Raw genomic sequence first — 24,296 nt, forward strand, 5'->3', positions numbered from 1 at the left:
CGATCCGCAGGTCGTTGAGGCCGTCGCGGCGGATCAAGAAGCTCGAGCCGTTCGCCGCGGCGGGTCGAGCCGGACGGCCAAGCCGTCCAGCAACGAGCGCAGACCCAGTTCGAACAAGTTGTCCAGCGCCAGGTCGTAGCCCTCCTCGGACAGCGTGGTGAGCACCCTGGCGAAGGTGGGGTAGCGACCGGAGTCGATGATCGTCCCCAGTGCTGCCGTCTGATGGTCCATCCAGTCGTCTTCGGTCATCCCGGAGGAGCCGAGCGCGTGCTGTTCGCGCTCGAGGTGGATCGCGATGCCCTGGACGTAGCTGAAGAACAGCACGTGCAGGTCGCACATCTCGGCCGCGCCGAGGCCGAAGTCGTCCAGCGCGGTGAGCGCCCAGTCCGCGTGCACCGCGAGGTTGGGCAGCGGCAGCGGCCGGGTGATCGGGGCGAGCTGGGCCAGCCACGGATGGCGTTGGTACAGCGACCACATCGTGCGTGCGCAGAGTTCGAGACGGGAACGCCAGCCGTTGGGTGGCTGCGCTGGATAGCCCCGTTCACCGTATGCCGCGTCGGCCATCAGCATGATCAGCTCGGGTTTGCCGGCGACATGTCGATACGGGGCCATCGCCGCGACCCCGAGCCGGGCCGCGACGCCGCGCATGGAAACCGCGGCAAGCCCTTCGGCGTCGGCGATCGCGATGGCGGCCCGCACGATCCGCTCACGAGTGAGTTCCTGCTGCGGGTCGCCGTGCGCGAGCCGCCGGGCGGGCCTCTGCCCCGGCCGGTGCTTCCCCGTCGGCGGGCGGCCCGGACCGGCGACCACGGTGCCGGACCGGGGTTCGGCGCGGACCAGTCCCTCCTGGCTCAACGTGGCGAGTGCCTTCGCCGCGGTGGCCGTCGCGACGCCCCAGTCGGCGGCGATCCGGCGGACGGAGGGCACCTTCGCGCCCGGTGCCAGTTCCCCTTGCATGATCTGGCGCCGCAGCTCCGCGGCGATGGTCAGGTATCGCCTTTCGACAGGCATCGGCCCTTCCCTTCTGTGCTAGCACAGTTGGCCCACTGTCCTAGGTCAGTTTTGGCTCCTCAGCCGTGGCAGAGGCATTGTGTGAAGCGTAATCACAAGACGTGTACAGCGTATTCTCACTGGAGGTGGATGATGCGGAACGTCCTCGTTTCCGGGGCAGGCGTCGCCGGATCGGCTCTTGCCTACTGGCTGCGGCGCAAGGGCTTTTCGGTGACCGTGGTGGAGCGGGCCCCAGCGCCGCGTACGGGCGGGCAGGCGGTCGACATCCGCGGCGTCGCGCTCGACGTGGTGGGCCGGATGGGCCTCACGGACCGCGTGCGCGCGGCCCGGACGCGGATGCGCGGAATGTCCATGATGGATGGTGAAGGCAACGAAGTGTTCCGGTCCGAGGAGCACACCTTCAGCAGCGGCCGTCTGGACGGCGACGACGTCGAGTTGCTGCGCGAGGACCTCATCGCGATGCTGCACGAGACGACCGGGAATCAGGTCGAGTACGTCTTCGGCGACTCGATCACCGCCCTGGCGCAGCGGGCGCGTGGGGTGCGGGTCGAGTTCGAGGGCAGCGGCACGCGCGACTTCGACCTCGTGATCGGTGCGGACGGCGCGCACTCGACCGTGCGACGGCTCGCCTTCGGCCCGGAACAGCGCTACAGCCACCACCTCGGCCAGTACCTGGGGATCTTCCCGATGCCCAACGTCCTTGGCCTGGACAACTGGCAGCTGTGGTTCCGCGATGAAGCGTCCGGTTCGGGCGGCGCCATCTACCCGGTGCGCGACAACGCCGAGTTGCGCGTCACGCTCGGCTTCGGTTCCGAGCCGCTGACCTACGACTACCGGAACGTCCAGCAGCAGAAGCGGTTCCTCACCGAACGACTGGCGGGCCTCGGCTGGTGCGTCCCGACCTTGTTGTCCGCAATGGACACCGCAACAGACTTCTACTTCGACGCCATGGCCCAGATTCGCATGGAGCACTGGGCTGCGGGCAGGGTGGCGCTGGTCGGCGACGCGGGCTACTGCGCCTCGCCGCTGTCCGGGCAGGGCACCAGCCTGGCCCTGGCCGGTGCTTACGTGCTCGCCGACGAACTGGGCCGTTCGGAAGACCACGCCGCCGCATTCGAGGCCTACGAACGGCGGATGCGCCCGTTCGTCACGCTCAACCAGGCGCTGGCCACCGAGAACCCGGCCGGTCCGGCGGCCGAGGAGTCGGTGGACCGGGCCAAGAACGCCCTCTCGCTGGACGCCGACGTGCCGACCGGCGTGTGAGCCGGGGGCGTCGGCGGGCGGAAATCAAACGCCCAGGGCGCCCAGGACCAAGGCGGCAACGGCCTCGCGGTGGTCGGGGGTGTCCCGCCACCGCAGTCTGCGTCCGGCCTCGACCACCACGCCGAACCCCGCGTGCACCAGCACGCGGGCCTGGCGCGAATCGAGCTCCGGACGCGCCTGCCGCAGTTCCCGCTCCCAGACGGCGATGTGCTCACGCTGCGCGACGACCAAGGGCCGCTGCAGGTCGGCGGGCAGGCCGACGAGTTCGGCGTGGGCAACGCTGGTGAGCGCGGTGTGCTCGAAGCTGTAGGCCACGTAGGTCGCCGCCAGCGCGACCACGGCGTCGTGCGGGTCGGCCACCCCGCGAAGGTTCTGTTCCACCGCTTGGGCCAGGAGGTCCGCCGCCTGCAGGCAGGCCGCGGCCAGGATGTCGGTCTTGCCGGGAAAGTACCGGTAGAGCGCGGACGGGACCAGCCCCACTGCCTCGGCGATCCTGCCGTTCGTGACGTTGGCGAACCCGTCCCGTTCGAACAGCGGGACGGCGGCCGCGAGAATCTCCGAGCGCCGGGTGCGCGGTACGGGCTGGGCAGGCAGTTCGACGGGGTGGGCGCTTCCGATGCCCGCCGTGGGGTCGGTCGCGACCACGCGCAGGGCGGCGGCCAGCAGCAGGTCTTCGGCCCGCCGTTGGGCGATCGAGGTGCGATGCATCGTGATGGACCCGATCGCACCGAGGGCCGCGGCGGCTCGCAGGTGCTCGCCGGGTAGCGGATGCTCGCGCCGCACCACGCCGGTCACCCGCTCGACGACGTGGGCGAACTTCGTCCGGAGCACCCGGCGATCCTCGCGGTTGAGGTACCGCGCCTCCCACCGGTACACGCCACCCGACGTGCGATGGGCGACGGTGACCCGGGTGACGGCGGCGAGCACGTCCGCCAAGGCCGCTTCGGGGGGCACCTCGTCGAGCGCGGCGACGAGCCCGTCCACCATGCCGTTCGCGCACTCGGCGAACAGCGCGTACTTGTTCGGGAAGTGCCGGTACAGTGCCGCCGCGGTGATGCCGACGCCGGCCGCGATCTCCTCCATGGACGCCCCGTGGTAGCCGCGCCTGCTGAACACCCGGCCGGCCGCTTCGACGATGAGCTGCTTGCGGTTGCGCGGTCGAAGGGCCGCGGCGGACTCGGCGGTCACCGCGGCACCCGGGCGGACGTGCGCGGGAACAGGGCCATACGCGCCAGTCAACCACGAACCGAACCCAGAGCCTGACACCAGCGGGGGGCGACTGCCCGGCAGGTCGCCCGGCGGACCGATTCAGCTCGGAGATGCCCCTTGCCGACCGGCGGCCCACCTCGATATGTTAATGGAAAATCTCTTCATCGACCGAGTGGGATCCTGCCTGATCTGCCATCGTCTCAAGGACAATTGCCGACCACACCTACCAAGGAAGCTAGGTAAGTAAATGAGCAATCTCAGCAGAAGAAGCGTCCTGTCCCTCGGCGCCGCGTTGGGCTTGGTGAGCGTGGCGGGCACCGCCCCGGCGTGGGCGTGGTCGCCCGCGGGCTCGATGGCCGGAACCGGCACGGGCACCGACCCGTGGTGGGTCTGGGACGACGAAGTGGACGCGCTGGTGGCGGGACTCATCGACACCGGCCAGGTCCCCGCGGTCAACACCGCGCTGAAGTCGTGGGTGAACAACGCCGACCCGTTGCCCAGCGGTCTGCCCGCGGACCTCACCGCCTACCTCCAGCAGGTCAACCAGTTGCCCTCCTGGGCCGACCGCGACAAGCTGCGTCTCGCCGCCGACTTCAACCGCCGCAAGGACACCTACCTGTTCATGCTGTACGGCCTCGGCAGCGGCATCATGAGCACGGTCATCCCGCGTGAAGCCAGGTCGGTCTACTGGTCCGCGGGCGGTGCCAACATGCAGGACCGCGCGGCCAAGACGTTCACCTTCGGCTACGACCTGAGCGAGCTGACCGCCTTCGAACCCACGGGTCAGTTCCTGGTCACGGCCAACAAGACGCGACTGGTGCACGCGGCGGTGCGTCACCTGCTCCCGCAGTCGTCGCACTGGGAAGCGGTCACCAACGAGCAGATCCCGATCAGCAACGGCGACATCCTGGTCACCTTCCACAGCCTCGGCACCTTCGTGCACCGGAAGCTGCTCGAATGGAAGGTCCCGATGTCGGCCGCGGACGAGGATGCCTTCCTGCACATGTGGCAGGTCGCCATCCACATGCTCGGCGTGCGCGACGAGTTCATCCCCAAGACATGGGCCGACGCGGACGCGCAGTCGGCGCAGGTGCTCACGCCGATCCTGGCCCCGACCCCCGAGGGCAAGGAGCTGGCCCAGGACCTGCTCGGGCTGACCGCGCAGATCGACCTGGGCGTCACCCGCGGTTTCCTCAACGAGTTCGTGCGCTACGTGCTCAGCGACGCGATAGGCGACTGGCTCGGGCTGCCGCGCGACTACGCGGCGGCCACCCTGATCCGCACCGTGTGGCCCGCCTACATCGCCTTCCGCGAGGGGCTGATCCCGGTCGCACCCGCCGAGTTCTACCTGTTCGACCAGTTCGTGCGTGCGATCGCGATGCTGTTCCTCAACAAAGGCACCTCACCGACGAGCACGCCCATCACGATTCCCACCGCGAACCGGCCGGGAGCCTGAACCGCGGCGGGGAGGCCGGCCCGGCGCCCGGGGAGCGAGTCGTCGAACCGGCTGTCCGCGGTAGAGCGTCCAAAAAGGAGTGCCGGGCCCGTCCAGGAGGGACGGGCCCGGCACGGTCACCTGGTCGCTACGGCGTGACGGTCACCGGCAGTGTGCTTGAGGTGGAGCTCAGGAAGTTGCTGTCGCCGTTGTAGACGGCCTTGATGGAATGAGTGCCGATCGAGAGAGCGGATGTGCTGTAGGTGGCGACTCCGCTGGGGTCGAGAGTGGCGGTGTTGAGCAGGGTGGTGCCGTCGTAGAAGCTGACGGTGCCGGTGGGGGTGCCGGTCGCCGGTGCGACGGCGGTGACGGTGGCGGTCATGGTCACCGTCTGCCCGGACCGCGGGCTCAGGGGTACCACGGTGAGCGCGGTGTTGGTGCTGGCCTTGGGGGCGTTGACGGCCACCAGCACCGGGGAGGAGACCAGACCACCCAGGTAGTTCGTGTCACCGAGATATGTGGCGGTGACGACGTGGGTCCCGCTGGGAAGAGTGGTGGTGAAGACGGCTGTCCCGTTGTTCAGCGTCGCGCTGCCCAGCACCGCGGTTCCGTCGTTGAACCGCACCGTCCCGGTGGGAACGAAGCCGCCGGCTCCGGCGGGCGGGATGACGTCCACGAAGAAGGTCACCGGCTGGCCGGGCGTCACGGAGGACGGCGATTCGTTGAGCACGACCGCGGCATAGGCCTGTCCGACCACGTGGTCGACCGTGTTCGAATCGGAGCCCTCGAAGTTGACATCGCTGCCGTAGTGGGCGCTGATGTGGTGCGTACCCACGCCGAGATTCGTCGTGGTGAATCGCGCTATCCCGCCCCCACGCCCGTTCGGGGCCACCGGCGCGCTGCCCAGCAGCGTGCTGCCGTTGTCGTCGTAGAAGTAGACCGTCCCGGTCGGCGCCTCGGCACGTGCGGTGTCCGGGGTGATGGTCGCGGTGAAGGTCACCGGCTGCCCCAGCGTCGTCGTTTCCAGTGACTGGGTGAGCAACGTCGTGGTGGGCGTCAGTGCGTTGATCGCCAAGCTGTGAACACCGCCGGCAGCGATGGTGTTGATAGTGGTGTCTCCCGGCAACGACACCGCGACGGGGCTCGTCCGTTGGATGAATGTTCCATCGCCCACCTGTCCGTAAGAATTGTCGCCCCACCCCAGAGCGTGACCGGTGGAGGTCATCGCCAAGCTGTAGTAGTCGCCGCCTGCCACCTCGGTGATCGTCGTGCCCGGCAGCGATATGGGCACCGGGACATAGCTCGAAGTGTGCGTGCCGTCGCCCAGTTGACCGGACGAGTTGTCGCCCCAGGTGAGTAGCCCGTTGTTCGAGGTCACCGCCAAGCTGTGTGCCCCACCAGCGTCGATGGCCTTGACGATGGTGCCAGGAGGTAGCGATACCGGCACCGGCGTCGGCTGGTTCGCGCCACTGGTGTCGCCGTTGCCCAGTTGGCCACTCCAGTTGGCGCCCCAGGCCAGCACCGTCCCGTCCGAGGTCAGGGCCAAGCTGTAAGCGCCCCCGGCGGCGATGGCGGTGACGGTGACTCCCGTGGGTAGCGACAGCGATACCGGCACCGGCGTCGGCTGGTTCGTGCCGCTGGTGTCGCCGTTGCCCAGTTGGCCGTACCAGTTGGCGCCCCAGGCCAGCATGGTCCCGTTCGAGGCCAGGGCCAGACTGTGATAAGCCCCGGCGGCGATGGCGGTGATGGTGACTCCGACAGGTAGCGACAGCGATACCGGCACCGGTACCAAACTGCTGTCGAACGTGCCGTTGCCCAGTTGGCCGTACCAGTTGGCGCCCCACGCCAGCACGGTCCCGGTCGAGGTCAAGGCCAAAGCGTGATAGGCGCCTGCGGAGACAGCGGTGACAGTGGTGTCCGACGGTAGCAACACCGGCACCGGTACGTCGCTGTTGGTGGTCGAGCCGTTGCCCAGTTGGCCGTAGGAGTTGTAGCCCCACGCCAGTGCCTGCCCGGTGGAGGCCACCGCCAGGCTGAAGGAATATCCACCGTCGGTTCCGGTCACCAGGACGTTCGGGGGCAGTGAGGAGAACACCGGCACATTTCGGTTGACGGTGGTGCCGTCACCCACCTCGCCGTACACGTTGTCGCCCCAGGCCAGTTCGTAGCCGGGCGGGGTGGTCGCCGTGGCCTGAGGGAACCCGCCCGATGCCGCGCGTGTGGCGGCAAGGCTGCTCGACGCGGTCGAAGTGGGTGTGGTCGGGGCGACCGTCAGGGGTACCGCCGCCGAGGTGGAGCGGTCGTAAATGCCGCCGAACTCGAAGATGGCGGTGACGTTGTACGAACCCGGTGCGAGGTGGGTGGTCGTCCACGTCACGACGCCGCTGCCGTCAGGCGGAAGCAGGAGGGAAGCCAGATGAGTGGTCCCGCTCTCAAGGCGGACCCCGCCGCTGACGGGCTGGGGGGCACTACTGGCGGGAGTGACGGTGACGGTGAACGTCACCGGCCAGCCGGCCGGAACGGAATCCGGTGAGATCGTCAACGTCGTGGTGGTGGCGATGAGCATGTCGTCCTCCCCAGGCCAACGGATAACGGGTGATGGCGTGCGCTCGATCCGGTGCTCGGCGGCCCACTGCCGGGCGTACCGAACTTGATCTCCAACACAGAAAGTAACAAGGTCGATTGGCCGCCATAATGGGGCGATTTCCTCCCGGGTTTGTTGGCGCATTTGGGCCCGAGGACAGGAGATCGAGTCAGCCGAATGCCTTGAAACGCTTGAGAAAGCAATTCAGGGAGACGGCAAAGTGGACGATCGGATGATCCCGGCAATGGGCCGTCGTACGGCGTCTTGATCATTTCCGAGGGTGGCGCCGAGATCGAGATAATGAACGGCGATTTTCGCCTCACCTCGATCGGGCGAATTTTTCCGGTGGGTCTTCATGCACCCCCCGGATCGTGCCGATGAGCCCCAGCGTCGAGTCATCGACAAACGACGGGCATCGCCAGAGGAGGCGATCCGCGGGACACGACCCCTACTCGAGGACCGTGGATCAGAAGGCGAGGCTCGGCGTGATCACGCCAATGTTGTCACTATCGATAGGAACCAGATGAACTTGGATCTACGCGTCGGGCGGCGGAACACTTCGTCCCCGCACGAGGGGGAACAGTCCACACGCAGGCCGCGTGTGGTCCTGACCAGTTTGCGAGGACACGCGGGGCGCGTTTTCGGGCTCTTGACTGCCCTCATCCTCGGGCTCGGCACATTCGTGCTCACAGCACCGGCGGCCTCCGCGCAAGTGACGGGGGGAGCCAGCAGCGTGGGTATCTCCGTCTTTCCCACCACGGTCAGCCCGGGGCAGACGGTTCAACTCCAGGCGACCATCACCTGCGCGGTCACCACTGAACATCCATCGGGTTATGTCCAGTTCTTCGACGGTCTGACGCAGATCGATGGCAACGTTCCCATTGCCGCCACGACAGGCCAGGCTACGAGTGTCATCGCCTTCTACAACCCGACGGCGGCCGGAACTCACTCGATCAAGGCGGTTTACGTCTCCGACAACTCGGCGGGTAGCTGTGCCGGCAATACCTCCCCGGCCACGCCGCTGACGGTCACGACGTCGACGCTGACCCTGACCACCAACCCGCCCTCGCCCGTTGCACCGGGTACCCCGATCACCGTCACCGCCAAGGTCTCCTGCACCGGAGTCACCACGGCTACCGGTTTCGTCCAGTTCTACGACAACAACAGCGCCATCGACGGCCCCTTGGTGCTGGACTCCACCGGCACCGCGAACCTGTATCTGCTGAGCGGGTTGCCGGTGGGCAGCCACACCATTCGCGCGGACTACACCAACGGTAACTGCCCCAGCACGTCGCAGAGCACCGTGATCGTGGTGGGCAGCACCAGCAACGTCACGGTCTCGACCGTGCCGGCGAACCCGACCGCCGGTGCGCCGGTCCGGTTGGTGGCCCAGGTCACCTGCACCGGTGGCACGCCGACGGGCACCGTCCAGTTCTACGACAACAACGTGCCGGTCGGCATGCCGCAGACGGTGAACAGCGGAACGGCCTACCTGGACCTGCCGAACGGCCTGACGCAGGGCAGCCACACCATTCGCGCGGACTACAGCGGCAACGGCAGCACGTGTCTGCCCGGGTCCAATTCGATCATGGTGAATGTCGGCGCGGCGGTGTGCCGGACGATCGACTACACCGTCAACACCGGCCTCAGCGTGACCACCCCGATCTGCCTGGGCCCGAACGCCCGCATCCAGGGCAGCATCACCATCAGCGGCAGTGGTTCGCTGACCACGGCCGCGGGTGCGTACATCGGTGGCAGCCTGACCGCCAGCGGTGGGGCCGGGGTGACGCTCTGCGGCACCACGGTGTCCGGGCCGGTGAGCCTCAGCGGTGTGTCCGGGGCCATCACCATCGGTGACCCGACCGCCGGGTGTGCGGGCAACCAGATCTACGGCCCGCTGAGCCTGACCGGCAACGCCGGCCCGATCAGGGTCTTCAACAATGTCATCTACGGCAGCCTCACCTGCGGTGGCAACATCGGCACGGCCACCGGAACGGGGAACACCGTTTACGGTAGCCGCAACTGCCCGGACATCATGTGACGCGTTTCCGACGCGCCATCCGGTGAGGACCGGCAAGTAACCGATTCACACCAGCCAGTGGGCGTCCGCCCGCCGCATCACTCGCGGCGGACGGACGCCCACGTCTTTTCGCCCGCCTTGTCCGGTTCTCGTTCGCTCGTGTTGCGGGCCGGGAGTGGGAGGGAATAGTGGTGCCATGCTGGACGAGTTGCTGGCGGAGTTCCCGGCCTGGGCGGCGGCGCACGGGCGGGAGGGCGACCCGGCCGTGGTGTCCTCGGCGCTCGAGTTCCGCGACCGGGCCGGGGGTGACCTGCGGCAGTGGTCCCCGTGGCAGATCCGGACGCTGATGCGCCAGTGGTTCCCCCGCACCGTCACCCTGCGCGAGACCGAACTGCCCGGCGTGGTGCCCGCACTGCACGGGATGGTCGATTTCCTCGCCGAAGGATCGGGCCGCGACCCGGCGGACCTGCACGCCGAGATCGACCGCGGCGAGGCCGAGTTCCTGGCCGCGATGGCCGACGAGCGGCGCTTCGGGATGCCGAAGTTCTGGACCGCGCGCATGCTCGAGTACGGCGTGGACCTTTCCGACCGCGACCAGGTGCGCCGGTTCGCCACCGAGGCCGCGGCCGGAGCGATCCCCTTCGACCCCGAGACCGCGACCGCGATCCTGCGGCGGCCCCCGGCGGACATGGGGTTCGACGAGCAGCCCGCGATGCCGCCGGTCGTCCTGCCCCCGCCGGAAAGGCTGCCCGCACTGGCCGAGTCGGCACGGCTGACCGGACGCCTGCGGGCCTTCGTGGACTGGGTGGGTGCGGGCCGGTCGCTGACCCCCAACCAGCGGCTGCGGATCGACGACGCGCGGGAGTTGGCGAGCCTGCTCGGCCTGGACAAGCGGCACCGGGACGGAGTGAGCAGCGGCGCGGATCTGCCCGAGGTGGCCCTGCTCGTGGAGTGGGCGAGGGCGGCCCGCACCGTGCGTGTCGCCGGGGACCGGTTGGTGCCCTCGGACCGCCCGGAAGCGATGCTCAACCGGCCGCTGGAACTGTGGCAGCGCCTGTTCTCCGTGCTCGATCGACTCGGCGAGACGGTGTGCGCGTCCACGCAGGACGGGCCGTCGGTGCTGGGTGAGGTCTTCGACGAGGTGGTTCGCGAGCTCTGGATGTGCCTCTACACGGCGGGCGGCACCCCGATACCGGTGGAACTGCTGGTCGATCTGATCCGTGAAAACCTCGGCGAGCAGTTCTCCGTGTCCCGCCATCCGTTGCTGGGCAAGATGACCGACCTCATGTGGCGCTGGGAGCTGGCGAGCGTGCTCGGCGCGATGGAACTGCTGGGTGCCATCGAGTCCACAGTGGTGTCCGACCCCGCCGAACGGAAGCAGCTCGTCGAACTGTCCGGCACCGACGATCCCGACCTGACTCTGGTCGCCCTCACCCCGCTCGCACTCTGGGCGGTTCGCGAGTCCTTTTTGGACTCGGGATTCGCCGCGCCGGACGTGCACGAGCTCCTCGGCTTGGACGCCGAGGAGCTCTACGACCAGCTCTACGAGGTGTCCCAACCGGTCCTCGACACGGCCCTGGGTCTCTGGGCCGCCGCCAGGGAGCCCGCCGATGCCGCCGCTGAGCTGGCCAGGTTCGCCCAGGAGGTGCCCTCTCCGGAAACACGCCGGTTCCTGAAGGCCGGTCTCGCGCACGCCGGCGACGCGGGAATCGCGGAAGCGCATCGCCTGCGCTCCGTCGGCGGTGTGCTCGGCGCGGTCGCGACCGCGTTCCTCCTCCAGCACTCGGCCCTCGGGGAAAGCGAAGCGACGGAAGAGGAACTAGCTCTCGCGAGAACCGACGAGGAGCGCGCCGACAGCAATCACGAGGCGCGTTCGTAGTCTTCGAGTGTGATGTCCGTGGCCATCTTGTCGGTCATCCTGAGCAGGAGGCGCAGCAGGAACGGCGAGTTGAACATCCGGTTCCGCATCCTCATCCGCAGCCTGGTCGGCGGGGCGAGGAACGGGCCCGCGCTGCTCTTCCCGGCGATCTTGGCGTAGGGCCGCATTTTCTCCTCGTACCGGCGCAACGCCACCCGGTGGTCGCCGTCGGCGGCCAGGAGTTCACCGGCGAGGACGTACGCGCCGACCATGGCCAGTCCGGTGCCGAACCCGCCGAGCGTGTTGCCGTAGGCGGAATCGCCCAGGAGCACGACCCTGCCGGAGGCGTAGCGATCGATCGCGACCCGGCTGATCGAATCCAGGTAGAAGTCCCCGCCCTTCGCCACCGCCGCCAGCACCTCCCCGGTGCGCCAGCCCGCGCCGCGGTAGGCGTCGATGACCAGTCGGCGTTGTTGTTCGGGGTCGTAGCGGTCGTAGCGCAGCGGCGAGGACTTGAAGACGAAGAACACCGGGGCCTTCGGCCCGCCGGTCGACACCAGCCTGCCCGGCTCGTTGTACATCCGGGCAGGCCAGTCGAGCGGTTCCCGGAGTTCGGCGAGCGCGTAGTAGTAACCGGACTGGTGCACGAACTCCGGCTCGGGGCCGAAGACGAGCTTCCGCACCATGGAGTGGATGCCGTCGGCACCGACCACCAGGTCGAAGGTCCGGGGCGCGGCCTGGTCGAACGTGACGTCCACGCCGGATCCCGTGTCGGTCAGGGAACGCACGGAATCGCCGAAGAGGTACTCGCAGTCGTTCGCCGTCCGCTCGTACAGGATCCTGGCGAGGTCGCCCCGCCGGATCTCGATGTCGCCCCCGGTCCATTCGCCGGGGATGACGGCCAGTGCCCTGCCCTGTCCGTCCACAATGGTCTGGTCATGGCCGCCGGTCTGGTACTGCCTGATCTCCCCGGTCAGGCCCATGCGGTCGAGCACGGTGAGGTGGGTCCGGCCCTTGAAGTCGACCGCCTGGCCGCCCCTGCGCAGGGCCGAAGCCTTCTCCACCACGGTGACCGTGCAGCCGAAACGCCGCAGCCAGAAGGCAAGGGCGGGGCCGGCGACACTGGCGCCGGAAACGAGGACCTTGAGGTTTCGCATGAGCCGACCATGCCGGGCTCGCCTGACCGGACGCTGACCGTGCGCTGACCGCCCGTCGGCGGATCGTGGTGGGCCTGGTGCTGCGGGTGGGCGAACCCGGGCCCATAGTGGGGGCATGGTTTCCAGCGACGCCGCGGTGGTGGGATCCGGTCCCAACGGCCTGGCCGCGGCCGTGGTGCTCGCTCGCGCCGGGCTTCGCGTGGAAGTGTTCGAAGCCGCACCCCAACTGGGAGGCGGCCTGCGTTCGGCGGCCCTGTTCGACGACGACGTGGTGCACGACGTGTGCTCGGCGGTGCACCCGCTCGCGGTCGCCGGGCGGTTCTTCCGCGAGTTCGACCTCGCCGCCCGAGGCGTCGAGATGTGCCTGCCCGAGATCGCCTACGGGCATCCGCTGGACGGCGGCCGGGCCGCGCTGGCCCACCGCGACCTCGACCGCACCTGCGAGGGACTCGGGGCGGACGGTGCCCGCTACCGCTGGCTGATGCGGCCGCTGGCCGAGCACAGCCGGGAACTGGTGGACACGGTGTTCTCCGACCAGCGCCACCTGCCGCCGGACCCTCGCGTGCTGCTCGCCCTGGCGCCCCGCGTCCTCACCCAGGGCACCCCGCTGGCCCGGTCCTTCTTCCGCGGTGCCGAGGCGTCCGCACTGCTCGCCGGGGTCGCCGCGCACGCGGTCGGGAGGCTGCCCAGCCTGCCCGGCGGGATGATCACGCTGCTGCTCGGGCACCTCGCGCACAGCACCGGCTGGCCGCTGCCCCGCGGCGGCAGCGGGCACATCGCGAACGTGCTGGTCGAGGACATCCTCGACCACCGCGGAATCCTGCACACCGGACAGCCGGTGGACACGCTCGGCGACCTGACGGGCTTCCGGGCGGTCGTGCTCGACATCGGTCCCCGGAACCTGCTCGACCTCGCCGGGCCGATGCTGCCCGCCCCCTACCGGCGTCGGCTGGAGAACTACCGGTACGGCCCGGGCGCGGCCAAGGTCGACTTCCTGGTGTCCGAGCCGATCCCGTGGGCGAACCCGGAGCTGGGCAGGGCGGGCACCGTGCACGTGTGCGGGGACCAGGCGGAGGTGTTCGCCAGCGAAACCGCGACCGCGCGGGGCCGTCGGCCGGGCAGCCCGTTCGTGCTGGTCTCGGAGCCGATGACGGCCGACGAGACGCGGGGACTGCCCGGGAAGCGGCCGGTGTGGGCGTACTGCCACGTGCCGCACGCCGATCCCGTCGATCCGGTGGACCTGGTGTGCCGCCAGCTGGAACGGTTCGCACCCGGGTTCGGGGACACCGTGCTGGCCCACCGCGGCACCACCGCCCCGCAACTGGCCGAGTACAACGCGAACTACGTGGGCGGGGACATCGCGGCGGGCGCGGTGACCGTGCGGCAGTTGCTGGCCCGCCCGGTGCCGAAGTGGAATCCCTACCAAACCCCGCTGCCAGGGGTGTACCTGTGCTCCGCGGCGACCCCGCCGGGCCCCGGCGTGCACGGCATGGGCGGCTACTACGCTGCGAAATCCGTGTTGCGCAACGAATTCGGCATCAGTGAGATGCCGTCACTGGCGCCGGACCAGGAATGGCTCCAGTAGCGAGGGCACCGCGGCGTCGGCGAGGGCGATCGCTTCGGCGGCGGGCAGGTCGACGCAGGTGTAATGCCCCTGCCCGGCGGCGGTGGTCGCGGTCAGCGACACCAGCCCGGCGCGCCGCTGGAAGAACGACCGGCGGATCACCCAGCCGATCACACCGTCCGAGCTGAGCAGGTAGCGCCGCCGCACCAGGCTCCCGATCCCGATGATCAGGCGCCGTCCGAGCAGCGCGTGGCCGAGGTTGCGGTAGCGGTCCTCGGCGAGCAGGGCACCGAGCGGGAACAGGGCCAGCGCGGCCTGCCAGGGCCAGGCTGGCCAGCCTGCCAGCCACCACAGCAGGGCGAGGATTCCGGTGACCAGCGCGGCGAAGACGAATGCCCGGGTGTGCCGCCGTCGCCGGGCTCGCCCGCCGTGCCGCACGAGCGGATGGGTGGCGGGACCGGTTTCGCCGGTGACCTCCTCCGCGACCCGGCGTGCCTCGGCCCGCGGCGCGGGGGGCAGCAGGACCGAACCGCCGCGCTCGGCACCCCGGCCGACGCGCAGTCCGGTGGTGATGGCCAGGCAGCGTGCGCCACCGACGGCCCGCAGCAGCAAAGGTTCGCTGATCTCGGCCCCGCGCAGCCGTCGCAGTTCGATCGTGGTGGAACGGGTGGTGAGCAGGCCCCGCGTGACGTGCAGCGTGCCGTCGGTGCGGACGAGCCGGAACCGCCAGAACGCCAGCACGTACGCGGCGATCGACAGCACGGCCACCAGCACCGCCACCGCGACCACGATCTCCAGGACGGCCACCGCCACCGGCAGCTCACTGAACTGCCCGATCACCGAGCGGAACAGGCCGAACTCCTCCGGGTCGAACCGGGTTTCGTTGCCCACCCAGCCAGCCACCACACCGAAGGTCGCGATACCGGAGAGCGTGAACGGGCCGTAGAGCATCCACCGCGGCGAGAGCCGCGCGAGCTCGGAACCGGTGGACGGGCCTGCCTCCGGGGCGTCCGCCGCGGAGACCGGCACCGGCCTGCCGAGCAGTTCGGCCCGCAGCCGGGCCGCCTCGGCGGCCGTCAGCGCATCGAGCGTGACGCCCTCGCTGCCCCGGTCGGACCGGCCGGTGCCGATCACCACCCGGCTCAGCCCGAGAACTCGCTGCATGGGGTGCGCGGTGAGGTCGACCGTCCGCACCCGGTCCCGCGGCACCGACAGTTCGCGCCGCCGCAGCAGGCCCCGCCGCACCCGCACGTGCGTGGGATCGATGTGGTAGGTGGTGGTGAACCAGCGCAGAAGCCCGGCTCCGATGGCGAGGCCGAGGCCGATCAGGCTCCACAGGTGCCCCTGGCCGTTCTGGCCGATGAACAGCACACCGACGAGCACCGGCAGGAACCGGACGGCCTCCTGGACCGGATGCACGGCGAGCATCCTCGGGCTCAGCCGCCGCCACGTCTCGGTTTCGTTCATGTCGCGTCTCCCGCCACCGCCTGGGTGCGGGCGGTGAGTTCGGCGGCGAGCCGCTGCGTGGTGTCCAGGTCGAGGCCGTGGACGTGCACCGGACCGCGGGCGGAGGCGGTGGTGACGGTGAGATTCGCCAGTCCGAACAGCCGTTCCAGCGGGCCGCGTTCGGTGTCGACCGTCTGGATGCGGGAAACCGGGGCGATGCGGCGTTCCTGGTTGAACCAGCCCGACTGGGTGTAGACCACCTGAGGGGTGGTTTCCCAGCGGTGCACCCGGTACCGCCACTGCGGCATCACCACGAGATGGGCGGCCGCGAGCACTCCGGTCGCGAGCAGCGCGATCACGAGCACGGTACCGCCGCCGAGCAGCAGCCACACCAGTTCGCCCACCAGCGGGGCGAGCCAGCCCAGCGCCGCCCTGGCGGTCCAGTAGAGCACCGCCTTGCGGCTCACCCGGTTCGCGGGCGGGCGGAGGTCGAGCACGGGTTCGGTCACAGCGCCACTGTGCCCGATGCCGGGCGGAAAGACACCCGACTTCGTCGAATTCCGTGGCCACTACGGTCTCCCTGTGACACAGGCGAACTTCGACGACATCGTCCAGGGCGGTTACGGCGGTGGCGCGGAACTGGACCAGGAGATCCTCGCCGGCCTGACCGCGCTCAGCGAGGCGGAGCACGAACACGGGGCGGACAGCGAGGAGGCCGCCGAACGGCGGGCGGAACTCGGCAGCGCCTACTTCGCGGCGGGGAGGCTCGACGAGGCGATCGAGGTCTTCCAGCGGCTGTGCGCCGACCTGGCACGCCTGCGGGGCGAGGACGCGATCGATTTCGCGGTGGCGAAGGGCAATCTCGCGGGGGCGTACCGGGCCGCCGGGCGGCTCGACGAGGCGATCGCCGGTTACCTCGAAGCGATCGCCGGCGCCGAGCGCGCCGCGGGCCCCGAGGACCGGACGGCGCTGACCTTCACCCTCGCGCTGGCCCGCGCATACCGCTCCGCGGAACGCCACGACGACGCGATCCCCCTGTTCCTGGAAGCACTGGCGACGGCGGAACGGGTGTTCGGCGAGCGGGACGACCTTTGCCTGGGCGCGCGGAGCGGACTGGCTTCGGCCTATTGGGACACCGGGCGGCTGGACGAAGCGATCCCGTTGCTGGACTCCGTCGCGGACGCGTTCGCCGAAATGCACGGGCCCGAGGACCCGCAGACCCTGACCGCCAAGGCGAACCTCGCGGCCGTGCTGCTCGCGGCGGACCGCGCCGGGGAGGCGATCGCCCTGCTCACGGAGACCGTCGCGGTGCGGGAACGGGTGCACGGCGCCGATCACCCCGAGACCTGGGACGCGTGGCACGACCTGGCCAGGGCCTATCTGGACACCGGCGAGCCGGAGCGGGCGATCCCGTTGCTGGAGCGGGCGGTGTCCGGGCTCGGCGCGGTCTACGAACCCGGCTATCACGGCCTGCTCGTCGCGCGGGCCTCACTCGGGCTCGCCTACCAGCAGACCGGGCGCTTCGACGAGGCCGTCACCGCGCTGGAGGCGGTGCTCGCCGACACCGAGCGGTCCTACGACGACGACCATCCGGAACTGGTGCGGATCCGGGGGGAACTCGCCACCATGTACTACCACGCCGAGCGGGAAGAGGAGGCGATCCCGCTGCTGGAACGCGTGGTGCGGGACCGCGAGCGCCTTTTCGGCGCCGGGCATCCTGGGACGCTGTCGTGCCGTTACGTGCTGGCCAACGCGCAGTACGCGACGGGACGGCTCGTCCCGGCGGGCGACCAGATCGCCGCACTGCTCGCCGACTGCGAACGTTTCCTCGGTGAGGACGACGAGTTGACGGGCGCGGTGCGCGACAGCCGCGACTCACTGGCGACCCTGGGGCTTTCGCCACTTGAGCCGAGGCGGCGGTGGCTGATCGCACTGTCCTCGATCCTCACCGAACGCAACGGCGACGGGAACAACGAAACGCTCGGGCTGCACGCGGAGCCCGACCCGCATGCGGCCCGGTACCGGCTGGAGGACAGCTGGGACATCACCTCGACCGAGGATTTCCTGTCCACCGCGGAATGGTTCCTCGCCGGCGGGCACCGCGCGGACATGGCCGAGGTCCTGGGGCACCCGCCGCTGGCCTGGGATGCCGGGCGCTTCGTGCTGATGGTCCGTGACGCCTTCGAAGCCCGGTTCATTCGGGAACACCAGGCATGGGAACTGCTCGACCCGCTCGCCGAGCCGACCGCGGGCGCCTACCGGTCGTGGCACGAGTTCGCCGCGGATTTCCTGACGGGACGGGAACTATGGCTGCGGCAGATCGGGCAGCGCGACGAGCAGTGGGCGGTGGACTCGCAGGAGGAGACCATCGCGGCCGTGCGCACGCTGCTCGACCCGGCGAACCGCGACAGCCCGTGGCGGCGCGTGCCCTGGCCGCAGGGGTGAGCCGGCCGCCGTTGCGGTGCCGCGACCGCGTGGGTTGAGTGGGGGCATGGCTGGGCACATGACACCGGAGGAGTTCCGCCGCCACGGCAGGCAGGTGGTGGACTGGATCGCCGATTACCTGAGCACCATCGAGAAACATCCGGTGCGGGCGCAGGTCGTCCCCGGGCAGGTCCGCGCGATGCTGCCCGTCCATCCCCCGGAACACGGTGAACCCTACGAAACCGTGCTCGCCGATCTGGACCGGGTGATCCTCCCCGGCATCACCCACTGGCAGCATCCGGACTTCTTCGCCTACTTCCCGGCCAACGCGAGCGGACCCGCGATCCTCGGCGACCTGCTCTCGGCCGGGCTCGGCGTGCAGGGGATGGTCTGGGCGACCAGCCCGGCCTGCACCGAACTGGAAACCGTGGTGGTCGACTGGCTGGCCGAACTGCTCGGTTTGCCCGAGCGGTTCCGCACGGACTCGGCCGGGGGCGGGGTGATCCAGGATTCGGCGTCCAGCGCGGCGCTCGTCGCGGTGCTGGCGGCGCTGCACCGGGCGAGCGGCGGGAAGGTGGCGGCCGACGGGATCGCCGGGCGTTACGCGATCTACGTGTCCTCGCAAACGCATTCGGCGCTGGAGAAGGCCGGGCGCATCGCCGGGATCGGCGCGCGCGGGGTCCGCGTGGTCGACGTGGACCCGGAGACGCTGGAGATGGATCCCGGGCACCTGCGCACGCTCCTCGAAGCGGACCTGGCCGAAGGCGTGGTACCGGCACTGGTGTGCGCCACCATCGGTACCACCTCCACCACCGCCGTCGACCCGGTGCGCCGGATCGGCGAGGTGTGCCGCGAACACGGCGTCTGGCTGCACGTCGACGCGGCCTACGCGGGGGTCGCCGCGATCTGCCCCGAGTTGCGGTGGATCAACGACGGGGTGGCCGAGTACGCCGATTCCTACGCCACCAACCCCCACAAGTGGCTGCTCACCAATTTCGACTGCGGACTGCTGTGGGTGGCCGATCGCCGTCCCGTGATCGAAGCGCTGTCGATCCTGCCGGAGTTCCTGCGCAACGCGGCCAGCGAATCGGGCGAGGTGATCGACTACCGGGACTGGCAGATCCCGCTCGGACGCCGGTTCCGTGCGCTGAAACTGTGGTCGGTGATCCGCTGGTACGGCGCGGAGGGGCTGCGTGCCCACCTCCGCACAGGGATCGAGCTGGCCCGGCACTTCGCCGGGCTGGTGGCCGCCGACCCGGACTTCGAGGTGCGGGAGCACCACCCGTTCGGCCTGGTGTGCTTCCGACCCGCGAGGGCCTCGGACGAGGAGACGCTCGCACTGATGGAACGCGTCAACGCTTCGGGAGCGCTCTATCTCAGCCACACCAAGGTGAACGGGCAGGTCCTGCTCCGCATGGCCATCGGCGCCCCCGCCACCACCGCCGACCACGTCACCGCCGCCTGGCACACCATCCGCGCGGCCTACGGTGAGCCGTGAAGACACGGCGAAGTCCGGTCGGCTCGGGTCCGCCGGGGGAGTCCCACGCTGGTGCCGGGGCGGGATGCCCTGAAGGTCGCCTTCAGGGTCATAAACGCCCTCAAGGCCACCTTGAGGGCACGCCCCCGGCCCCGGAAGCGCCGTTCCCCCGCCGAGCGACTGCCGTGAGGGGTCCCCTCACGGTCGTATTTGCTGTGAAGGGGCCCTTCACGGCAGCGCGCAGCCCCTTCACGGCCGACGCCCGGATCAGCCGGGGGCGGTGCCGCCGGGGAGGGCGTGCAGCGGATTGAGTTCCTCGGGCAGGACGGGGAGCAGTTCCGGGCGCTTGGGGGCGAACCCGTCGCCCGGCGAGCGGCCGGCGAACCAGTTGCGGGTGCGGGTGAGGGCCACCGGCAGCACCTCCTGCCACAACCATTGCGCGTGCGCGCGGAGCCCGGGGCGCAGCGGGTCTCCGGGTAACGGGGCCAGCCAGGCGGGATCGGCGGGCACGCCCAGCAGGGTGAGCAGATACGCGGCGAGCCTGCGGTGGCCCGGTCCGGACAGGTGCAGCCGGTCCGAACCGAAGTACCGCAGGTCGTGCACGTCCTCCTCCCACAGGTCCACCACCAGCGCCCCATGCCGCTCCGCGGAGGTGCGGATGGCCTGGTTGAGCGCTTCCAGCCGGGCACGGACGCGCAGCACCCCGGGCACCCGGCTGGACACGTCGCTGAGGGTGAACACGACAACGGTGGGGACGGCCCGGGTGAGCATCCGTACCGCCGCCTCCACCCGCTGGGCCACCACTTCGGGCCGGAAATGGCGGGTCATCACGTCGTTGGCGCCACCGAACAGCACGACCAGATCCGGGGACAGATCGAGTGCGGTGGGGAACTGCTCGACGATGATCTGGTCGAGCCTGCGCCCCCGCACGCCGAGGTTCGCGTAGCGGAGGCCGGGCTCGACCGCGGCGAGCGCCGCCGCGGTCAAGTCCGCCCACCCCCGGTACCGGGTGCTGCCGGGGTAACGGTCGTGCAGCCCCTCGGTACAGCTGTCGCCCAGGGCGACAAAACGTTTGTAGCCCATTGAGATCTCCGTCGGATGTTGTTCACCGAAGAGACCTTGTCTAGCAGAGCTCCGTCACCGATGCCACCGCCATCACGGCCAGTCGACCTGAGGCGAGCGGTAGAAATCGATGCCCTGGGCGGTCCACCGTGGCCCCTGCGCGGCAAGCCGTTCCCGATAGGTCGCCCAGTCGTGCGTCGACCGGGGGGACCAGCCGATCTCGGCGATTCCGGCCAGCCGCGGGAAGGCCATGTACTCGATGTTCGCGCTCGTGGTCAGGGTTTCCGACCACAGCGGCGCTTCCACCCCGGCCACCGATTCCTCGCCGACCCCCTGCACGGCCGTGGCCGGATCCCAGTCGTAGGCGTCCTTCACCTCGACGTAGCCCGCCCAGTGCAGGCCCAGCGGGCTGCCCGCGTTGTACTGCATGTCGAGGTAGGCCCTGTTCGCCGGGGACATGAGGATCTTGTTGCCGCGGGCGGCCGCCGCGGCGGTGTCGGCGTCCTGGCCGTCGGTGTCCCAGAACTGGGGCACCGCGCTGACGGCCGGATCGGCCTTGGCGATCTCGTGCCAGCCCTGCACGAGCTTTCCGTGCTTTTCCACCAGCGGCAGCAGCCTGCCCATGAACTTCTGGTAGTCGGCGGGTGTGGTGGCGTGGGCCTCGTCGCCGCCGATGTGCAGGTACCGGCCCGGTGTCATCGCGGCAAGTTCGCCGATGACGTCGTCGAGAAACTTGTAGGTGATGTCCTTATCGACGCACAGCGAGCTGAAGCCGACGTCGATCCCGGTGTAGAGCGGTGGTGCCACGCCGTCGCAGTTCAGCTCCGGGTACGAGGCGAGCGCGGCGTTGGTGTGCCCCGGCATGTCGATCTCGGGGATGACCGTGACGTGGCGCGAGGCCGCGTAGGCGACGAGATCGCGGTACTGCTCCTGGGTGTAGTAGCCGCCCTGGCCACCGCCGACCTCGGTGCTGCCGCCGTAGGTCGCCAGCCGGGGCCAGCTCCTGATTTCGATGCGCCAGCCCTGGTCGTCCGCCAGGTGCAGGTGCAGCCGGTTGATCTTGTACTGGGCGATTTCGTCGATATAGCGCTTCACCTGGTCCGGGGTGAAGAAGTGCCGGGCCACGTCGAGCATCGCCCCGCGGTAGGCGAAGCGCGGATAGTCGAGGATGTGGCCACCGGGCACCACCCAGCGCGCCCGTTGCACGGTCTTCGCTTCGACCGCGGCGGGGAGCAGCTGCCGCAGGGTCTGCACCCCGGCGAACAGGCCGTCCGTGGTGTTGGCGCGCAACGAAATGCCGTGGCGGGAGACGTCGAGCTGGTAACCCTGTTCGCCGACCCGCGGGCTCGCACCGAGGTCCAGGGTGATCGCCGAGCTCCTCGCCTTGGCGACGACCGGAAGGCGGTAACCGGTGGCGGGGCGGAGAAGGTCGCCGAGGTAGGCGGCGACCTGTTCGGTGCCGCGGCCCGCGGCGAGCACGGTCGCCGGGGTGAGGCGGAAGTCGTCCCTCGGGTCGGCCTGGGCCGAGACGGGGACGGGGACGACGTCGGTGAGGCTGCGGGATGCTGGTGCCGCGTTCGCGGGCTGGGCGAACGCGGTCAGGGTCAACAGGGCCGAACCCAGCAGGGCGGCGAGGAAACTGCGTCTGCGCATCGGACACTCCGGCGGTGAGGGGACCGGGGCCATAAAGGTATAGACCAATGTGCGGGACCGCGCAATGCCGCCAACCGGGTGCAGAGCCGGCACGGACGCGAACAGGGCCGTGAGGGGATCCCTCACGGCCCTGTCGTACCGGGGTGTGTCAGTCGCGGAGGACGGCGCGCAGGGCGTCGAGCACGGCCGGGTCCTCGATGGTCGACGGGACCGGCTCGTCGCGCCCTTCGGCGATGCCGCGCATCGTCTTGCGGAGGATCTTGCCGGACCGCGTCTTCGGCAGCGCGTCCACAATGGACACCTGGTGGAACGCCGCCACCGGGCCGATGTCGCGGCGCACCGCGGCGATCAGTTCCTGGCGCAGGGTCTCCTCGTCGATGTCCGCGCCCGCCTTGAGCACCACCAGCCCGCGCGGCAGCTGTCCCTTGAGCTCGTCGTGCACGCCGATCACCGCGCACTCCGCCACCGCCGGATGCGACGCGAGCACCGCCTCCATCGTGCCGGTGGACAGCCGGTGCCCGGCCACGTTGATCACGTCGTCGGTGCGGCCCATGATGAACAGGTAGCCGTCTTCGTCGAGGTAGCCCGAGTCACCGGTCAGGTAGAAGCCCTCGTACCGGGAGAGGTACGCGTCGATGTACCGGGCGTCGTCGCCCCACAGCGTGGGCAGGGTGCCCGGCGGCAGCGGCAGCTTGATCGCGATCGCGCCCTCCCGCCCGGCGGGCAGGTCTTCCCCCGCCTGGTCCAGGATCCGCACGTCGTATCCCGGCACCGGCACGGTCGCCGAGCCCGCCTTGACCGGCATCGGCTCCAGTCCCCGCAGGTTCGCCGCGATCGCCCAGCCGGTTTCGGTCTGCCACCAGTGGTCGATCACCGGCACCCCGAGGATCTTGTGCGCCCAGTGGTAGGTCTCCGGGTCCAGGCGCTCACCGGCCATGAACAGGGTCTTGAACTCCGACAGGTCGTAGCGGGCCAGTTCCTTCGCCTCGGGGTCGACCCGCTTGATCGCCCGCAGCGCAGTGGGCGCGGTGAACAGCGCCTTCACCCGGTGCTCGGAGATGACCCGCCAGAAGGCGCCCGCGTCGGGCGTGCCCACCGGCTTCCCCTCGTACATCACGGTGGTCGCGCCGACCAGCAGGGGGCCGTACACGATGTAGGAATGCCCGACGACCCAGCCGACGTCGGAAGCGGTCCACCAGATGTCGCCCGGCTGGATGTCGTAGACCGCGGTCATCGACCAGGCCAGTGCCACCGCGTGGCCGCCGGCGTCGCGGACCACGCCCTTGGGCTTCCCGGTCGTGCCCGAGGTGTAGAGGATGTAGAGCGGATCCGTCGCGGCGACCGGCACCGGGTCCGCCGGGGTGGCGCCCGCGACCAGTTCCGTCCAGTCGAGATCGCGGGGGCCGAGTTCGGCGCGCGCGGTCTCGCGCTGCAGGACCACCACGTGCTCCGGCTGGTGCTCGGTCTCCGCGAGCGCGGCGTCGATGATCGGCTTGTACTCGACGATCCGGCTCGGTTCGACACCGCACGAGGCCGCCACGATCACCTTCGGCTTCGCGTCCTCGACGCGCGCGGCCAGTTCCTTCGGGGCGAACCCGCCGAACACCACCGAGTGCACCGCGCCGATGCGGGCACAGGCCAGCATCGCCACCAGTGCCTCGGGCACCATCGGCATGTAGACGATGACGCGGTCGCCCTTCGTCACGCCGAGCGAGGCGAGCGCGCCGGCGAACCGGGCCACCTCGTCGCGCAACTGTGCGTAGCTGTAGGTGCGCTTCGAGTTCGTCACCGGCGAGTCCCAGATGAGCGCCGGCTGCTCACCGCGGCCGCGCTCGACATGCCGGTCCAGTGCGTTGTAGGAGGTGTTGAGCTCCCCGTCGGGGAACCACCGGTACAGCGGCGCCTGCGTCGAGTCGAGGGCCTGGGAAGGTTCCCGTGTCCAGTCGATGGCCTTCGCCGCACCCAGCCAGAACCCCTCGGGATCGGTCAGGCTTCGCTGGTACTCCTCGGCATAGCTGCCCATGGGACAGACCTCCTCGTCATCGAGCCGCTGCTGCCCACATCATGGCTCATGCCGGTACGGCCCGATATGAGACGTACGCGGCAGCGCCCGCCGGTCGGACCCCGGACGCC

The 24,296-nt window shown here is 69.9% G+C and carries 16 protein-coding genes; 7 read left to right on the plus strand and 9 right to left on the minus strand.

Annotation, left to right across the window (positions count from 1 at the left end; genetic code table 11):
* Positions 1-33 precede the first annotated feature (33 nt).
* Positions 34-1,011: a GntR family transcriptional regulator gene (locus tag ORV05_RS01605; protein ID WP_268756675.1), complete on the minus strand. Its 978-nt coding sequence runs from the start codon at positions 1,009-1,011 to the stop codon at positions 34-36.
* A gap of 132 nt (positions 1,012-1,143) precedes the next feature.
* On the opposite strand from ORV05_RS01605, the gene ORV05_RS01610 reads away from it, so the two are divergent.
* Positions 1,144-2,274: an FAD-dependent monooxygenase gene (locus ORV05_RS01610; RefSeq protein ID WP_407652820.1), complete on the plus strand. Its 1,131-nt coding sequence runs from the start codon at positions 1,144-1,146 to the stop codon at positions 2,272-2,274.
* 24 nt (positions 2,275-2,298) lie between these two features.
* Here the strand turns inward: ORV05_RS01610 and ORV05_RS01615 are convergent, their stop codons facing one another.
* Positions 2,299-3,462: a TetR/AcrR family transcriptional regulator gene (locus tag ORV05_RS01615; RefSeq protein WP_268756677.1), complete on the minus strand. Its 1,164-nt coding sequence runs from the start codon at positions 3,460-3,462 to the stop codon at positions 2,299-2,301.
* Positions 3,463-3,730: 268 nt separating this feature from the next.
* On the opposite strand from ORV05_RS01615, the gene ORV05_RS01620 reads away from it, so the two are divergent.
* Complete coding sequence (locus tag ORV05_RS01620; protein ID WP_268756678.1) at positions 3,731-4,939, plus strand: oxygenase MpaB family protein; 1,209 nt, start codon at positions 3,731-3,733, stop codon at positions 4,937-4,939.
* A 127-nt stretch (positions 4,940-5,066) separates the two neighbouring features.
* Here the strand turns inward: ORV05_RS01620 and ORV05_RS01625 are convergent, their stop codons facing one another.
* Positions 5,067-7,646, minus strand: coding sequence for an RCC1 domain-containing protein (locus tag ORV05_RS01625; RefSeq protein WP_268756679.1), 2,580 nt, complete (start codon positions 7,644-7,646; stop codon positions 5,067-5,069).
* Between the two features lie 589 nt (positions 7,647-8,235).
* Between ORV05_RS01625 and ORV05_RS01630 the strand changes: the two genes are divergently transcribed.
* Positions 8,236-9,543, plus strand: a complete 1,308-nt coding sequence (locus ORV05_RS01630) for an Ig-like domain-containing protein (protein WP_268756680.1) — start codon at positions 8,236-8,238, stop codon at positions 9,541-9,543.
* 175 nt (positions 9,544-9,718) lie between these two features.
* Positions 9,719-11,401, plus strand: coding sequence for a hypothetical protein (locus tag ORV05_RS01635; RefSeq protein ID WP_268756681.1), 1,683 nt, complete (start codon positions 9,719-9,721; stop codon positions 11,399-11,401).
* Here the strand turns inward: ORV05_RS01635 and ORV05_RS01640 are convergent.
* Positions 11,383-12,537, minus strand: coding sequence for an FAD-dependent monooxygenase (locus ORV05_RS01640; RefSeq protein ID WP_268756682.1), 1,155 nt, complete (start codon positions 12,535-12,537; stop codon positions 11,383-11,385). The two genes, ORV05_RS01635 and ORV05_RS01640, sit on opposite strands and share 19 nt — an antisense overlap.
* A 115-nt stretch (positions 12,538-12,652) precedes the next feature.
* On the opposite strand from ORV05_RS01640, the gene ORV05_RS01645 reads away from it, so the two are divergent.
* Positions 12,653-14,122, plus strand: coding sequence for a phytoene desaturase family protein (locus ORV05_RS01645; protein WP_268756683.1), 1,470 nt, complete (start codon positions 12,653-12,655; stop codon positions 14,120-14,122).
* Here ORV05_RS01645 and ORV05_RS01650 read toward each other — a convergent pair.
* Positions 14,090-15,568: a PH domain-containing protein gene (locus ORV05_RS01650; protein ID WP_268756684.1), complete on the minus strand. Its 1,479-nt coding sequence runs from the start codon at positions 15,566-15,568 to the stop codon at positions 14,090-14,092. The genes ORV05_RS01645 and ORV05_RS01650 overlap by 33 nt on opposite strands.
* Positions 15,565-16,056, minus strand: coding sequence for a PH domain-containing protein (locus ORV05_RS01655; protein ID WP_268756685.1), 492 nt, complete (start codon positions 16,054-16,056; stop codon positions 15,565-15,567). The genes ORV05_RS01650 and ORV05_RS01655 overlap by 4 nt, the downstream gene beginning before the upstream one ends.
* Before the next feature lie 73 nt (positions 16,057-16,129).
* On the opposite strand from ORV05_RS01655, the gene ORV05_RS01660 reads away from it, so the two are divergent.
* Both ORV05_RS01660 and ORV05_RS01665 read left to right on the plus strand, forming a co-directional pair.
* Positions 16,130-17,992 (plus strand): tetratricopeptide repeat protein, encoded by a 1,863-nt coding sequence (locus tag ORV05_RS01660; protein ID WP_268756686.1) that lies wholly within the window; start codon positions 16,130-16,132, stop codon positions 17,990-17,992.
* Positions 17,993-18,050: 58 nt separating this feature from the next.
* On the plus strand, positions 18,051-19,469 hold the full coding sequence (locus ORV05_RS01665; RefSeq protein ID WP_268760075.1) for a pyridoxal-dependent decarboxylase: 1,419 nt from the start codon (positions 18,051-18,053) through the stop codon (positions 19,467-19,469).
* 246 nt (positions 19,470-19,715) lie between these two features.
* Here the strand turns inward: ORV05_RS01665 and ORV05_RS01670 are convergent, their stop codons facing one another.
* The 3 genes from ORV05_RS01670 to ORV05_RS01680 all read right to left on the minus strand — a co-directional run bounded on the left by ORV05_RS01670 (position 19,716) and on the right by ORV05_RS01680 (position 24,186).
* Positions 19,716-20,531: an SGNH/GDSL hydrolase family protein gene (locus tag ORV05_RS01670; RefSeq protein ID WP_268756687.1), complete on the minus strand. Its 816-nt coding sequence runs from the start codon at positions 20,529-20,531 to the stop codon at positions 19,716-19,718.
* Between the two features lie 72 nt (positions 20,532-20,603).
* Positions 20,604-22,163 (minus strand): beta-N-acetylhexosaminidase, encoded by a 1,560-nt coding sequence (locus tag ORV05_RS01675; protein ID WP_268756688.1) that lies wholly within the window; start codon positions 22,161-22,163, stop codon positions 20,604-20,606.
* 148 nt (positions 22,164-22,311) lie between these two features.
* The gene (locus ORV05_RS01680) at positions 22,312-24,186 is read right to left on the minus strand and encodes a propionyl-CoA synthetase (RefSeq protein WP_268756689.1); all 1,875 of its coding nucleotides are present in this window, start codon (positions 24,184-24,186) and stop codon (positions 22,312-22,314) included.
* Between the last annotated feature and the right edge of the window lie 110 nt (positions 24,187-24,296).

The organism is Amycolatopsis cynarae, assembly GCF_026802195.1.
Lineage (GTDB): Bacteria > Actinomycetota > Actinomycetes > Mycobacteriales > Pseudonocardiaceae > Amycolatopsis_E > Amycolatopsis_E rhizosphaerae.